8 protein-coding genes are annotated in these 15,604 nt (G+C 48.0%); 6 read left to right on the top strand and 2 right to left on the bottom strand.

What is annotated here, in order from left to right; all coding sequences use genetic code 11:
* Positions 1-20: 20 nt before the first annotated feature.
* Positions 21-2,729, bottom strand: a complete 2,709-nt coding sequence (gene malT / locus DI392_RS14375) for an HTH-type transcriptional regulator MalT (protein ID WP_109320389.1) — start codon at positions 2,727-2,729, stop codon at positions 21-23.
* A 681-nt stretch (positions 2,730-3,410) separates the two neighbouring features.
* On the opposite strand from malT, the gene DI392_RS14370 reads away from it, so the two are divergent.
* From DI392_RS14370 to DI392_RS14345, 6 genes are all read left to right on the top strand, one after another.
* The gene (locus tag DI392_RS14370; RefSeq protein ID WP_109320388.1) at positions 3,411-5,864 is read left to right on the top strand and encodes a glycogen/starch/alpha-glucan phosphorylase; all 2,454 of its coding nucleotides are present in this window, start codon (positions 3,411-3,413) and stop codon (positions 5,862-5,864) included.
* Between the two features lie 163 nt (positions 5,865-6,027).
* Positions 6,028-8,223, top strand: coding sequence for a 4-alpha-glucanotransferase (gene malQ / locus DI392_RS14365; RefSeq protein ID WP_109320387.1), 2,196 nt, complete (start codon positions 6,028-6,030; stop codon positions 8,221-8,223).
* Between the two features lie 350 nt (positions 8,224-8,573).
* The gene (gene glgB / locus DI392_RS14360; RefSeq protein WP_109320487.1) at positions 8,574-10,757 is read left to right on the top strand and encodes a 1,4-alpha-glucan branching protein GlgB; all 2,184 of its coding nucleotides are present in this window, start codon (positions 8,574-8,576) and stop codon (positions 10,755-10,757) included.
* Between the two features lie 151 nt (positions 10,758-10,908).
* A complete protein-coding gene (putA, locus tag DI392_RS14355; protein ID WP_109320386.1) occupies positions 10,909-14,064 on the top strand; it encodes a bifunctional proline dehydrogenase/L-glutamate gamma-semialdehyde dehydrogenase PutA in 3,156 nt (1,051 codons plus the stop codon).
* Entirely contained in the window at positions 14,061-14,765 is a 705-nt protein-coding gene (locus DI392_RS14350) for a 1-pyrroline-5-carboxylate dehydrogenase (protein WP_109320385.1), read from the top strand. The genes putA and DI392_RS14350 overlap by 4 nt, the downstream gene beginning before the upstream one ends.
* Positions 14,766-14,907: 142 nt before the next feature.
* The gene (locus tag DI392_RS14345; protein ID WP_109320384.1) at positions 14,908-15,210 is read left to right on the top strand and encodes a hypothetical protein; all 303 of its coding nucleotides are present in this window, start codon (positions 14,908-14,910) and stop codon (positions 15,208-15,210) included.
* A gap of 126 nt (positions 15,211-15,336) precedes the next feature.
* Here the strand turns inward: DI392_RS14345 and DI392_RS14340 are convergent, their stop codons facing one another.
* Positions 15,337-15,588: a DUF2999 family protein gene (locus DI392_RS14340; RefSeq protein ID WP_109320383.1), complete on the bottom strand. Its 252-nt coding sequence runs from the start codon at positions 15,586-15,588 to the stop codon at positions 15,337-15,339.
* Positions 15,589-15,604: the final 16 nt, after the last annotated feature.

Below are 15,604 nucleotides of genomic sequence, written 5' to 3'. Positions count from 1 at the left end.
CCTTAGTATCCCTATCAGCTTTAATAGCCCATCAGCTTTAACAGCCCTTCAGCGGTTTCGATAGCTTCTTTACGGTTAGCGATATTCAGTTTCTGATACAGGTTACGAATATGAGTTTTAATGGTCGTTCCGGCAACATCGAGCTCCTGAGCGATCTGCTCATTACTGAAGCCTGAATAGATAAGCCCCAGAACCTGCCACTCCCGTTGAGTTAGCGGACTGGTTCTGACCAGTTCAGGAATATCCGGATGATTAATCAGTCGGTCGACAAACTCTTCGTCAAAATGAACAGAGCGACTGCGCTGTTTACTGGAGATATTTTTGACCAGTTGTTGTGCCCGGTGTTTTTCCAGATCGCCAAGCCCCGTTTTACTGCTTATTTTCTCAAGCAGATAGCCTATACTTGCACCATCGATAAGGAAATTACCAATCATTCCTGTCTGGTTGGTCATATGCAGGGCCTGTTTCAAATAGTCAGCGGCCAGACCTTCATCTTCTTTTCTCGCTGCCAGTACGGCACTCAGAATCAGGTTCCGGTTATGATCGGTCGTTAATCCGTACTTTTCCGTTTCCTGATACAGAAAGTTGAGTGTTTCTTCTGCCTGTTCCAGTTTGCCAAGGGCCAGCTGGGCTCTGGCAATATTTCGCCACTGCAGTTGTAAAAAGTGGTTACTTGCTTCCGCCGGCCGCTGAGTGGTGTCCAGCCAGTGCGAGAGTGAATCGGTATCGTCTTTGGCTTGCCAGTATAGGACCAGCGACATAGAGGCATTCGCTGCCCAGTCAACATGGTAGGTGGTTTGCAGCAGCAGATGCTGGATTTTTTCAATAAACCGGGCCGCTTTGTCCAGTTCGCCCCGGCCTATCGCAATGCGCGCAAGCATTGAGTAGCTATGGAGGTGGTCTTTTTCATTCGGGCTATCAAGTACTTCTATACCTTTATAGGCACATTCTTCTGCTTCGTCCAGCCGGTTCCAGCACCAGTAGATCTGGGCCCGGATCCGTAACAGAAATTCATGCAAAGGCAATTGCTGTAATCTCTGTTCTTCTATAAATTTAAACGCGTTGTCCTGCAGCTCATAGGCGGCCTGAACAAACCCCTGTGCTACCAGAATCTCACTCTGTTGCAACATCGCCCAGAGCGCCTGGTGAGAGAGCTCATATTGCCTGGCCAGTTTTTCTGTCTGTTGCATCAGCGGCAATGCCCGGTCGAGTTGCCCCTGAACGTGGTAAACTTCGCCGACAATCGAAGTGGCGACCACCCGGCTGCGGTATATCGCAGGGTCCAACTGACTTAATGCCAGCTCAGCCAGTTCCAGTGCTCTTTGAGGGTCATTTTTATTGATGGCAATCTGTGCCAGAAGAACGTTAACCTGGCCCTCTTCATTCGCGGTCAGGGTGACATGTCGCTGGCTTATTTCTTCTTTCGATTCTCTGAGCATATCTTCGACATCGTTATACCGATGCTGACTCTGTGCCAGCCATGCTCTTAATAGCGGCAGTTTCATATCCACATAGAGAAACTCTTTATCCAACTGGGTAATGGCGTTTTCCATCACGGCCAGTTCACCATGGTTGAACATACGCCAGCCTTTATCTCTTAGAATCTGAGCCGCGAGTGCATCGTCTCCGGACTGTTTGGCATGGAACAGTGCCTGGTGGGGAATGTTTAGTTTCATCCATGCCTGGGCTGCCAATTGGTGAAGAGACTTCTCTTCCTGAGGAATACAGGTATGGCGCTGATGAGTGAGAAACTCGGCAAACAGGTGATGAAAACGGAACCAGTTTTGCTCACCTTCCAGCGGGTAGATAAACAGACCATAGCGGTTTAACGATTCCAGCATGCTCAACGCGTCTTCGCGCTGAGTTACCTGCGCCACCAGTTTGTCGTTAAAGGTTGACAGGACAGAGCACTGCATCAGGAAGCGGCGCATGTCCGGATCGAGCAGATCAAAGACTTCTTCTACCAGATAATCCCAGAGATGGGCATGGTTAAACTGTGAAACAGACTCTGCCGACTGAGCCAGCGTTTTTCGGTGGTGTTGGGCCTGAAGCGCGATAAGTTGTAAAGCCGATGGCCAGCCTTCTACATAGGTCCGTAAGTTACTGGCGGTTGCATCATCGATGCCGTCAGCAACCCGTTGATTAAAAAAGCGAGTCGTTTCTTCTGTGTCGAAGGCAAGCAGCTCGTTGTCGATTTCCATCATTAAATCACGGACCCTGAGATTCGCCGTTCCCAGTGGAGGTGTGGTCCGGCTGGTGATCACCAGCGTAACGTTGTCTGGCTGGTTTTTCAGGAAAAAGCGAATGGCCTCATGGATCTCTTCATTATCAATGAGGTGGTAATCATCCAGGACGATGTAAAACTTATGGTGATACTGAGACAATTCAGAAAACAGCTCACTGAGCAGAGAGCGCAATGAGGAAAACTGTCGTCGCTCCGCTAATGTCTGCGAGTTTGGACAGCAGTTATCTGTTGCTTTATTAATTGCCTGAAGGAAATAGTTGATAAAGCGGAACGTATCGTTGTCACTCTCATCCAGGCTGTACCATCCGACATGAGGTTTGTCTGCCAGCCACTGAACCGCCATGGTGGTTTTCCCGTAGCCGGCAGGCGAGCGGAACAACACCAGTTTATATAAAGGGGCTTGTTGTAAAATATCCAGTACCCGAGGTCTGACAATAGCGTTATGCAGTCGGCCGGGTTTCGTTAATTTTGAAGGGATCCACATAGTCTGCCTTTATAATTACGTCTACTTTTTTATACCAAACAGGCTCTTCTTTCATGCCTTATGTACTGTGTGATCCGGCAATACACCGCCGGATTCTAGATTAGTGAAAGAAATAAGACACGCGAAAGCGTAAAACAGCTTCCCGTCTACGAACCATGATCAATCTCTTATATGCATAAATTTTTGAGCCATGGCTCGTTCTACGCCTTTGATATGTGATTGATGTCTCATAATGTTCGTGAAAATGGCCAAATTTTACCGTATGCCTATACAAGAGTATGTGGGTGTAATAAACCCTATATAAGGTAGCCAGAGACATTTTTAGGTTGTATTTGTCGGATTGGCAGGTGATGAGAAGCTGAAGTCGCCGAGGAACTAATCTGTGATCAAAGTGGCATTTTGGTGGATTGTCAGCTTTTCTTTAATATGCCGTCTCTGTTTCTCATGAGGTGTGTGAGGAGAAGAACACATAGGAATAGAGTCGTTGCTCGTGATCTTTGTCACTCTTTTGATGCAGGAAGCGTCGAATATTGTGATATCGATCTTGAGGCGAATGTCAGGGGCGTAGCTACGCCCTGAGTACTCCTCCTTGCCTCGGTTTTGGTTAGGAGGATGTTCTGCTTTGTATGTCGATGCAGGATAGACAGCAGTTGGATTAAGTCAAATTAACGAGATTTCACTATGAAACCTACTGAACAGAAAAAGTTTGATAAAGCATTATTTCAGGCTGATGTGAAGAAACACCTATCAGCAACTTACGCTAAAACAGAAGAGACCGCCGATGCTCATGCATGGTACCTGGCCATGGGGAAAGCTCTGGCTGAGCATACGACACTGGATCTTTTGCAAACAGAAAACGATGACAGAATTAAAAATGCGAAAAGCGTTAACTACCTGTCTCTGGAGTTTCTGATTGGTCGCCTGACAGGGAACAACCTGATCAGCATGGGACTGTACGAGCAGATCACCGAAGCAATGGCTGAGCTGGGACAAAACCTGACCGACCTTCTTGAAGAAGAACGAGACCCATCTCTGGGTAACGGTGGTCTTGGCCGTCTGGCTGCCTGTTTTATGGATTCTTGTGCCGCACAGGAATTCCCGACTGTAGGTTACGGTCTGCACTATGAGTATGGTCTGTTTAAGCAGTCTTTCGAAAATGGTCACCAGAAAGAAGCACCAGACGCATGGCGCGGTGTGGAAGGTTACCCTTGGGAAGTGGCTCGACCTGAATTTGCTCAGGAAATCGGTTTCTATGGTCATGTAGAAGCTGTATACGAGAATGGTGTTGAGAAACGCAAATGGGTTCCTGGCATGTTTGTTAAAGGTATGCCTTGGGATTTGCCAATTGTTGGTTATGAAAGCAACACTGTATACCCACTGCGTCTTTGGGAATGTCAGGCTATTGCTCCGTTCTCTCTGGAAAGTTTCAACAACGGCGACTACTTTGAAGCGCAGCACGCACTGATCGATTCAGGTAACATTACTAAAGTGCTTTACCCGAACGACAACCACGAGAAAGGCAAAACACTTCGCCTGATGCAGCAGTATTTTCACAGTGCAGCGTCGGTACGCGATATCCTTCGCCGTCACGACGAAGCAGGCCACAAGCTGGCAGATATTCCTAAGTACGAAACCATTCAACTGAATGATACGCACCCGACTATCGCCATTCCTGAACTGATGCGCATTCTGATTGATGAGCGCGATCTGAGCTGGGAAGAGGCATGGGAAATTTGTTCTCATACTTTCGCCTACACCAACCACACACTGCTTCCAGAAGCACTGGAAACCTGGTCAGAATCTTTGATTCAACGCCTGCTTCCGCGTCATATGGAAATCATTTATGAAATCAATCACCGCTTCCTGAAAGAAGTACGTTCAAGATGGCCTGGTGATGTTGAGAAGCAACGCAAGCTGTCGATCATTGAAGATGGTTTCCACCGCATGGTTCGTATGGCTAACCTATGTGTTGTAGGTTCTTACGCGGTCAATGGTGTGGCTGCACTGCACTCTGAACTGGTGAAACGTGACCTGTTCCCAGAATTCAACGAACTGTATCCAACGCGTCTGCAGAACGTGACCAATGGTGTGACTCCACGTCGCTGGCTGAAGTTCTGTAACCCTGGTTTGTCTGCGCTTATTACCGATAAAATTGGTGATCAGTGGCCGGCGCACCTGGAACAGTTGTCTGATATTGCTCAATATGCCGACAATAAAGCTTTCCAGAAGCAGTACATGGCAGTGAAAAAAGCCAACAAACAGCGTCTTGCTGACTGGGTTCAGGAAAACATGGGTATCGAGCTGAATACAGATGCTATCTTCGATGTTCAGATCAAACGTCTGCATGAGTATAAGCGTCAGCATCTGAACCTGCTGCACATCTTGTCTATGTATCATCGTCTGAAGAATGATCCGACATTCGATATGGCTCCGCGTGTGGTCTTCTTTGCAGCGAAAGCGGCACCTGGTTACCACCTGGCGAAAGAGATCATCTACACCATCAATAAAGTGGCTGAGAAGATCAACAACGATCCAAGTATCGCTGACAAGCTGAAAGTCGTCTTTATTCCTGATTACCGCGTTAGCATGGCAGAGATCATTATCCCGGCTGCGGATGTCTCTGAGCAAATTTCTACTGCGGGTAAAGAAGCATCGGGTACCGGTAACATGAAGATGGCTCTGAACGGTGCTCTGACTATCGGTACGATGGATGGTGCGAACGTTGAAATCCGTGAAGAAGTGGGTGACGAAAACATCTATATCTTTGGTTTGGAAGTCGATGGCGTAGAAAAATTAAAAGCGAGCGGCTACAACCCATTTGATTACTACAATGCGGACCACCTGCTGAAATCATCAATGGATTTGCTGCTGGGTGACGAGTTTACTCCGGGTGAACCAGGAAGATTACGAGCGGTTTACGACTCGCTTCTGGACGGTGGAGACCCTTACCTGTGTCTGGCGGACTTCGCTTCTTATGTTGAAGCGCATGAAGCCATGGATAAGCAGTATCGTGATCAGGAAGGCTGGGCACACAAAGCCATTCTGAATACGGCGCTGGTTGGTAAGTTCAGTTCCGACCGTAGTATTCGTGATTATGTAAATAACATCTGGAAGCTGGAAGCTGTCCACCGTTAATCCGTTATTGATGCATAAAGCCGGAGCATTTCGCTCCGGCTGATACCGAAACCACTAGCAGTTTTCCTTTCTAAGGTTATGACAATCATAATAAAAGCAAACTATTACTGGATTTGGTATCCCTACAAAAAATGAAGGTGTGGTGACCCCTTCGGAGAGAGCGATGAAAGAACAATCAGTATTAAAACAACCATCAGCGTTAAAGCAAGTCGCAGATATGGCTGGGATTGCAGACCGTTATATAAGCGCGTGGGGAGACGAAGCCTATGTGGAAGATGACACTATTCTTCGTTTGCTTGCATCATTAGGCTATGACACATCCAGTGATGAAAATCTGCTTAAGTCAGCAGAAAAGAAGCACAAAAAGGGTGTCCTGGCCCCTGTGCTGGTCGTAAGAAGTGGCGAGCCGGTAGAAGTACCTTTGCATCTTGGTGTTAGCGCCAGAGAAAGCGAATTCAGTTGGCGTCTGGAAACCGAGCAGGGAAACGTTCTTGAGGGATACCTGCAGTCACAGATTGTACGTGATGAACGTGCAGAAGGTGGCGATCTTGTATTTCAACTTCCTCAGGATCTGGAGTGGGGTTATCACAAGCTACTGATTAGCCGAAAACGTCGCAAAACTCCATATACTATGACCTTAATCATCACGCCACAGTCTTGTTTTAAGCAAAGTGCACTGGAAGAAGGGAAGAAAATCTGGGGGCCAAGTGTTCAGCTTTATACATTGCGCACCCAGTATAACTGGGGGATTGGTGACTTTGGCGACCTGAAACAACTGGTCACGGAGATCGCTTCTCGTGGTGGTGATTTTATCGGCCTTAACCCGATCCATTCTCTGTTCCCGGCTAACCCGGAAGGGGCTAGCCCTTACAGCCCATCTTCCCGTCGCTGGCTGAATATTCTGTATATTGATGTGAGCTCTGTACCTGAGTTTTCTCTGAGTGCCGAAGCCCAGCAGTTGGTTGGCAGCGCTGAATTCCAGAAACGCCTGCAACAGGCACGTGATACTCACTGGGTGAATTACAGCGAAGTGTCTGATCTGAAAATGAGTGTATTGCCGCTGCTGTACACGGAATTTAAATCCCGTCACCTAGACACCGGTTCTGATCGAGCAAGACACTTCCTGGACTTTGTTGAAGAAGGGGGTGAAAGCCTTCTGCATCAGGCGGCTTTTGATGCCTTGCACGCTGAGCTGCACGCTCAGAATTCAGATATGTGGGGCTGGCCAGCCTTCCCGGAAGAGTATCAGACGTTTGACAGTCCGGCGGTCACTAAGTTTATAGACGAAAACCGTGATCAAGTGAATCTGTATATGTATATGCAGTGGATTGCCGATGGTCAGATCAAAGAAGCTCAGTCTCTGGCTGAAGAGAAAGGGATGACGGTTGGCCTTTATCGTGACCTTGCCGTTGGTGTAGCAAACTCTGGTTCTGAAACCTGGGCAGACGAAGGTAACCTTCTGCAGGACGTGAGCATTGGTGCGCCACCGGACATTCTTGGGCCTTTGGGACAGAACTGGGGATTACCACCGCTGAACCCGCAGGTACTGACGGAGACCAGCTACGATGCGTACATCAAGCTGCTGCGTGCCAATATGAAGCACTGTGGTGCACTGCGTATTGACCATGTTCTCGGTCTACTACGTTTGTGGTGGATACCAGAAGGCGAAGGCGCGACGAAAGGCGCGTACATGTATTATCCGGTAGAGGATATGCTGGCGATTCTGGCACTGGAATCTCATCGCATGCAATGCAGCGTGATTGGTGAAGATTTGGGTACGGTTCCGGATGAAATGGTTGATATTCTGGCGAAAGCAGGTATCCACTCTTATAAAGTGTTCTTCTTTGAAACGTCTGAAGATGGTGGTTTTTACTCCCCATCCCACTATACAGAACAATCTATGTCTGCCTTGTGTACGCATGATATGCCGACGTTACGCGGATTCTGGCACTGTGATGATTTAAAAACAGGCCAGGAGCTGGGTCTGTATCCTGACGAAGAGCAGTTAAAAGGGTTGTTTGATGACCGCCTGAAGAGTAAGCAGGAGATTCTAAACAGTATTGCCTGGCACGGACTGCTTCCTGAAGGGGTTGGAATGGATGCGAAGCTGGTACCTATGGATCATTATCTGAGTGAAGCATTACAGCTACATCTGGCTGCGGGTGCCTCTGCTTTGCTAAGTGTTCAGCTTGAAGACTGGCTGGAAATGGATCAGCCGGTTAACATTCCGGGTACAGTGGATGAATACCCGAACTGGCGACGTAAACTGTCGGTTAACTTAGATCAGCTGTTTGGCCGTGAAGAAGTGAACCACATTGCGAACCGGTTGACGGAAGTGCGTCGAGACACAAGCCAGTAAGCGAAACACCGTTCTTTAACATTAGGGCGTGTTTATCTTTCATAACCAAACCTTCAGCAGGGACGGTGACGAAAGGTAAGCACGCTTTCGTCTATTCATTGAAACTTTTAGGTTTTTTAAGCTGAGAATTGAAGTTCTGTCACTCTATGTTCGTATAGAATTCGTTAAAATAATGTTTACGCTATTAATACCCGCTGTGTAGCGGGTATTTTTTTCGTTAAATTTAAGTTATCGTTTTGATTTGTTATTTTTTACAATTATTTGCATAATCGTTGCCAGAATAAAAAATGGCACAGGAAGTGTTTGTTTTTTTTATCAGAATTAATTTTAAGATAGATGGGAGACGTCAGTTGAAAACAGCAACTATTTCTAGAGAGAAGAAAAATTACAGTAAGCTTGAAAAGGCTGCTTTTTCAGATCCTTTTTCCTTCCTGGGTCCGTATGACCGAACTAATGGTGTTGCTCTGAGAGTGTGGATGCCAGGGGCAGATAAGGCTGAACTGATTGTTGGTGATGAGCCAAGAATAGAGCTTGAGAAAGAAGAAAAGGGTGGTTTCGTTCTGAAACAGGAACGGGATTTAAGCTTTACCCATTATAAATTGGCATTTCACTGGGGGGAAGTGGAGCAGATTATTGATGACCCATACCAGTACCATGCTATTTATGCGGAATATGATGATCTGCATACGCCGGTTAATATGTACCACCATCTGGGCTCCCAGTTTATCACCCTTGAGCGTGATGGTGATCAGGTTTCGGGTACCCGTTTTCTGGTGTACGCACCACATGCCTCTTCGGTGAGTCTGATTGGTGATTTTAACTACTGGGACGGCCGTCGCCAGCCAATGCAGAAGCTGGATTACGGTATCTGGGGGATTTTTGTTCCTGACCTGCCGGAAGGCACTCAGTACAAATATGAGATAAAAGGCCCGCATGGCGAAGGCCTGCCGCATAAAGCGGATCCTTGGGGATTCTACGCTGAGCAGCACCCGTCTTTTGCCTCTATTACTTATGATCATACCCGTTATCAGTGGAAGGATGAGACATGGCAGAAGCGTCCGGTTACGCAAAAGCCGAAAGAAGCACTGTCTTTCTATGAACTGCATGTTGGATCATGGAAGCTGGATGAAAATGGTAACTTCCTGAATTACCGGGATCTGGCAAAAGAACTGATTCCGTATCTGGTGGATATGGGCTACACCCATGTTGAGTTGATGCCGGTATCCGAATACCCGTTCTATGGGTCATGGGGATATCAGCCGGTTGGCCTGTTTGCGCCGACCAGTCGTTTTGGTTCTCCGGATGATTTCAAATACTTTATTGATCAGTGTCACCAGGCTGGCCTTGGTGTGGTTCTGGACTGGGTTCCTGCGCACTTCCCGGCGGACGGTCACGGGCTGGCCAACTTCGACGGAACACCTCTGTATCACGATCCTGATCCGCGCCGTGGCTGGCATCAGGACTGGAACTCATTTATCTACGATGTGGGCCGCGAAGAAGTAAGACGCTTCCTTGTATCCAATGCCCTGTACTGGTTTGAACAGTTCCATATCGATGGTATTCGTGTGGATGCAGTAGCTTCTATGCTGTATCTGGATTATTCACGTAGCCACGACCAGTGGATACCAAATATTGACGGTGGTAACGAAAACTACGAAGCCATCGCCATGTTCAAGTGGGTGAATGAAGAGATATACAAATATTACCCGAACGCAATGACGATTGCGGAAGAATCAACGGCGTTCCCGGGTGTCTCCACGCCGACCTTCCTTGGTGGCCTGGGCTTCGGTTTTAAATGGAACATGGGTTGGATGCACGACAGTTTGTCTTATGTTCAGGAAGATCCGGTACACCGTAAGTATCACCATAATACCATTACGTTCCCGTTGATTTACGCTCACAGTGAGAACTATGTGCTTTCTCTGTCGCACGACGAAGTGGTCTATGGCAAGCGTTCAATCTTGGACAAAATGCCGGGCGACGAGTGGCAGAAGACGGCTAACATGCGTGCTTATCTGGGCTATATGTATGGTCAGCCTGGTAAAAAACTGAACTTTATGGGCACCGAATTCGGCCAGACGGCGGAATGGAATCATAATGATCAGTTGCAGTGGTTCCTGCTGGATTATGAGCGTCATCAGGGGGTTCAGAATCTGACCCGTGATCTGAATAGGTTGTATCGTGCAGAACAAGCCCTGCACGATCAGGACTGCGATCCGGCTGGTTTCGAGTGGCGTCTGCAAGATGAGCGCGACGCAAGTATCCTGGCTCATGAACGGATCAGTGAATCCGGTGAGCGTATTCTTGTGGTGACCAACTTTACCCCGGTTCCTCATGAACGCTTCCGTCTGGGGGTACCAAACAAAGGTGCTTATGAGCTGATTCTGAATACGGATGATGAGAAGTATCACGGCAGCGGTTTTGAAGTGTATAAGACAGTGAAAACGGAAGCCAAAGAGAGTGAAGGTCTGGATCAATCTCTCGCATTGAGACTGCCTCCTCTGGCAACGGTCTATTATAAGCTCAGCAAATAACCGTTGAACACTAGATAGGATAAAGGCCCGAGCCATTAAGGTTCGGGTTTTTTTATTGCATAGCACTTTCCTTTTCCGGCATAAAAAGCACTCATTTTCTTAAAACACAACCATACTTAACGCAGGTAATACTAGGGCGAGAGGTAAATGGATGTTTAAAGCAAAGGATGTGTTAACCCCTGAATTTATCGGGCAGCCTCTGGATAAATTATGGCCGATGATTTCGCCCCTCTATATGGTGGACGAGTCAGAATTACTATCAGAGCTGCTTCCCCTGGCGACGCCTTCTGAGCAAGAAAAGGCGGAAATGGCGCTAAAAGCCACCACGCTGATCCAGAAAATCCGGGCAGATAAGAACGCGGTTCAGATGATAGATGCTCTGCTGCTGGAATACAGCCTGGATACTCAGGAAGGTATTTTGCTGATGTGTCTGGCTGAAGCTCTGATGCGTATTCCAGATGCGGCCACTGCAGATGCGCTGATCCGCGACAAGCTCGCCGTGGCCGACTGGAAATCCCACCTTAAACACTCTAATTCGGTTTTTGTAAATGCGTCGACCTGGGGGCTGATGCTGACAGGCAAAGTGTGTGGGTTAGACGGGACCAAAGATCCGAGCCCGGTTTCGGCGATCAGCCGTCTGGTGAATACACTGTCTGAGCCGATCATTCGTCAGGCAATGAATCAGGCGATGAAAATACTCGGCTATCAGTTTGTTCTGGGCAGAACCATTGAAGAGGCGCAGAAAAACGGACAACCTCAGCAGGAAAAAGGGTTCTGTTATTCTTTTGACATGTTGGGAGAAGCCGCTCTGACGATGGGGGATGCCAGACGTTATGCCAATGATTATATGGGGGCGATTGAGGCTATCGGTAAAAGGGCAGAAGGCAACAACCCATCCATTTCGTCTATTTCGATGAAACTGTCTGCGCTTCATCCCCGTTACGATGTAGCGAACGAAGATCGGGTGATGAGTGAATTGTTTGAAACTCTGCTGACTTTGGCCAAACGTGCGCGTGAGCTGAATGTACCGCTGACGATTGACGCAGAAGAAATGGATCGTCTGGAGCTGTCTCTGCGACTGTTTGAAAAGCTGTACCGTCATCCGGTAGTAAAAGGCTGGGGACAATTTGGTCTGGTGGTGCAGACTTACGCAAAACGGGCTCTGCCGGTATTCGCGTGGCTAAATCGTCTGGCGGCAGAACAGGGCGATATGATCCCCGTACGTTTGGTTAAAGGGGCTTACTGGGACAGCGAAATTAAACTGGCTCAACAAGCGGGTTATGATAACTACTCAGTGTTTACCCGCAAAGAAGGGACGGATGTTTCTTATCTGGCCTGCGCCCGGTTTGTGCTGAGTGAACACGTTAACAGGAACCTGTATCCTCAGTTTGCCAGCCACAATGCTCAGACCGTCACGGCTATTGCCGTGATGGGTAAAAACAGGCAGTACGAATTCCAGCGCCTGCATGGTATGGGCGAAGCCTTGTATAACCAAGTAAAAAACGACTATGGCTCGAAGGTACGGATCTATGCGCCGGTGGGAAATCACAAAGATCTGCTGCCCTATCTGGTGCGGCGTTTGTTAGAAAACGGGGCCAACAGCTCTTTTGTTCATCGTCTGGTCGATGCAAGGTGCCCGGTTGAGTTGCTGACTCAGCATCCGGTCGATGTGTTGCTAAGTCAGCCATCTCTCGACAACCAAGCGATTCCGCTCCCACCGGATATCTATCCGGACAGGAAAAATTCGCAAGGAATAAACATTGATATTGACAGCGAATCAAAGCCGTTTACTGATGCTGTATCACAGTATATAAAACGAACCTGGACTGCCGGCCCTGTTATTAATGGCCGCTGCTATTTCGATACTATGCATCTGTCTGGTCGTCAGCCTGTTGTTGCCACAGCCCCTTATGATCGGGATATTAAGGCCGGAGAGGTTATCTATGCCGATAGCCGCCATGTTGCTCAGGCGGTGGAATCCGCGGAGAACGCTTATAGTACCTGGCATCAGTTCCCGGTATCTGAACGCGCGGAATACTTAAGAAAATATGCGGATCTTCTGGAAGAGAACTGGTTCGAACTGGTCGCTATCTGTCATAAAGAAGCCGGTAAAACCATTCATGATGCCATCGACGAGGTACGGGAATCGGTCGATTTTTGCCGTTATTATGCGAATCAGAAAACGGTATTTCTGCCGGAGCGGTTAGCCTCCTTTGATGGCCGTATGATGACCGTGACCCGTAAAGGAAGAGGGGTGTTTGTCTGTATCAGTCCGTGGAACTTTCCTCTGGCGATATTCACTGGCCAAATTGCTGCGGCATTAATGGCGGGCAATACGGTGATAGCGAAGCCTGCAGAACAAACGTCGCTTATTGCAGCTAGAGCGGTGGAACTGATGTTGTCGGCTGGTTTTCCTGACGGGGTTATTCAGCTTCTGCCGGGCAAAGGAGCAGATATCGGTCAGGCTCTTACTTCGCATCCGTCTATTGCCGGTGTCGCTTTTACTGGTTCAACAGTGACAGCTCAGCGCATTAATCGAACCCTTGCTGAACGTGACGCAGCACCGGTACCGCTGATTGCTGAAACGGGCGGCCAGAACGCCATGATTGTCGACAGTACAGCGCTGCCAGAGCAGGTGGTGCGTGATGTGTTGCGTTCTGCATTTGCTTCTGCCGGTCAGCGGTGCTCTGCTCTGAGAGTTCTGTGTGTGCAGGAAGATATTGCCGATCACATTATTGAGGTTATTGGCGGTGCAATGGAGGAGCTGTCTGTAGGGCTGCCTTATCTGCATAAGACGGATGTTGGCCCGGTGATTGATAAACAGGCTAAGCAGAAATTGCTGGCGCATATTGAAGAGATGAAAGAGGGCCAGACACTGATTAAGCAGCTGGCACTTGATGAATGCTGTTCTAATGGTGATTTTGTGGCCCCGTGCGCCTTTGAAATATCCGATATAGGCTGTCTGACCGAAGAACATTTTGGCCCTGTTCTGCATATTGTCCGTTATAAAGCGAGTGAACTACCGCAGTTGCTTGAGGCGATAAACAAGACCCGATATGGCTTAACCATGGGGGTACATAGCCGGAATGAAACGACGTATCGTTGGATAGAAAAACATGCCCGGATCGGAAACTGTTATATCAACCGGAATCAGGTTGGCGCTGTGGTCGGTGTGCAGCCGTTTGGTGGTCAGGGGCTTTCCGGTACGGGGCCTAAAGCTGGCGGTCCGCATTATCTGTATCGTTTTACTCAGATCGCTTATGAAAAAGCGGAGCAAACAGCCGACAAGGAAGGAGCGGTACTATGAACCAAACAGGAAACCTCTATACGCGCTCATATACGGTCTGGGAGTCCTGGAATCTTTTGGATTTTCGGGAACAAAGAGAGTCGGTTCTGGCTTTAGGAGAACAATTTACCGGTGAGCTAAAAACGGTGTTTGACTACCAGCTTTCACATGGCTCACAGATAGCGGGAGCCACACATCACTTGATCAGCCCGACTGGGGAAACGAACGAGTTATATACCGCTGGCAGAGGCGTAGGTCTGTTGATCATTGATTCTGACGAAAATGCCGTTGCTAAACCGGCTGTCGCGATGCTCTCAGCGATGTTGATAGCGGGAAACAGCCTCATTATCTGTTGTGACAACAGTATGCTGAACGGCATCATTATGACGGCCGGAATGGGGGCGGGCATACCTGAGGGCTTGATACAATTCGCACCGGCAGAGGCTTATAAGTCTCTGTTTGAGCATGATATTCGTACTGTTGCCTTTGTCGGCGAAGAATCAGCATCATGGAGAATGAACAAGTTGCTTGCTGCTCGGCCTGAGGTGATTGTGCCGCTGGTGGCTGAAACGGATTTTACATCCATGCCGGTATGCTGTGACCCGATGCTGGTTCTGCGATTTATTACAGAGAGGACCCGCACGACGAATATTACGGCTGTTGGCGGTAACGCCATGCTGCTTGAATTAAGTAATGAAAAAACTCCGAAGGCCGCTATCTAAAGATGTCGTCGTCACTACTAAAACAGTGTAAAGGGGACTACAATTTTAGAAGAGAGTCTTTGGCTGGTATGCAGGAGTAGTATGCATTTATATACTTATGCGTTACCGCTTCTATTTCTATTATTCAGAATAGGAGAGAAAAATGGCTACCGTAGAAAAGGTTGAGGCTGCTTTGGAAGTCTTTTCCAGTAAAAAAGCGATTAAAGATATGGGTATTAGGGTTACTGAGCTTGAGGCGATACGTGACCGGATCAATGTTGTGATCGCAGAGATGAAACAAGCTGCAGCCCATATGGGGCTATATGAGATTAATGGCCGGCAGTTCAAAGAACCCATCAAGGGTATGGCATCTCCGGCATTGCAGGCAGAGATTGACATCCATAACGAACATACAGGCGATGAAATCACAAAACGTGACTGCCTGATAAGTGTGATTGACGAATAACCCTGTGTACTGATGTACACCTTATAATTTGGAAGTGACCACTTCCTGTTTGATATAAAAAAGGTCGTTAAGGCATGCCTGTGGCGATGCTTCAGCGACCTTTTGTCATTTAAATGGAAGGCATACTCACTTCTGAAGCTTTTCTTTGGCCTCTTCGACTTTTGAGAAATCCAGCCCTAGTTCTTTTACCGCATCTTCAATCAGCGCAGGGTTTTGCATTACCTGGCCCATCAATGCCTGAAGGCTTTCCTGAGGTAGCCCCAGCTGACTGATCGTTGCCATGGCGGCAAGAGGGTTTTGTGTCAGTGCCTGAAAAAGTTCACTGACCTGTTCGTTGCTAATATTGTTTTCTTTCAACATTGCAAGAATTGGATTCATCACTTTACCTTTTAAC

Origin of the sequence: Vibrio albus (assembly GCF_003144035.1) — a bacterium.
Taxonomy (GTDB): domain Bacteria; phylum Pseudomonadota; class Gammaproteobacteria; order Enterobacterales; family Vibrionaceae; genus Vibrio; species Vibrio albus.
The sequence above is the reverse complement of the archived record's forward strand: the minus strand, read 5'-3'. Positions and strand labels throughout refer to the sequence as shown.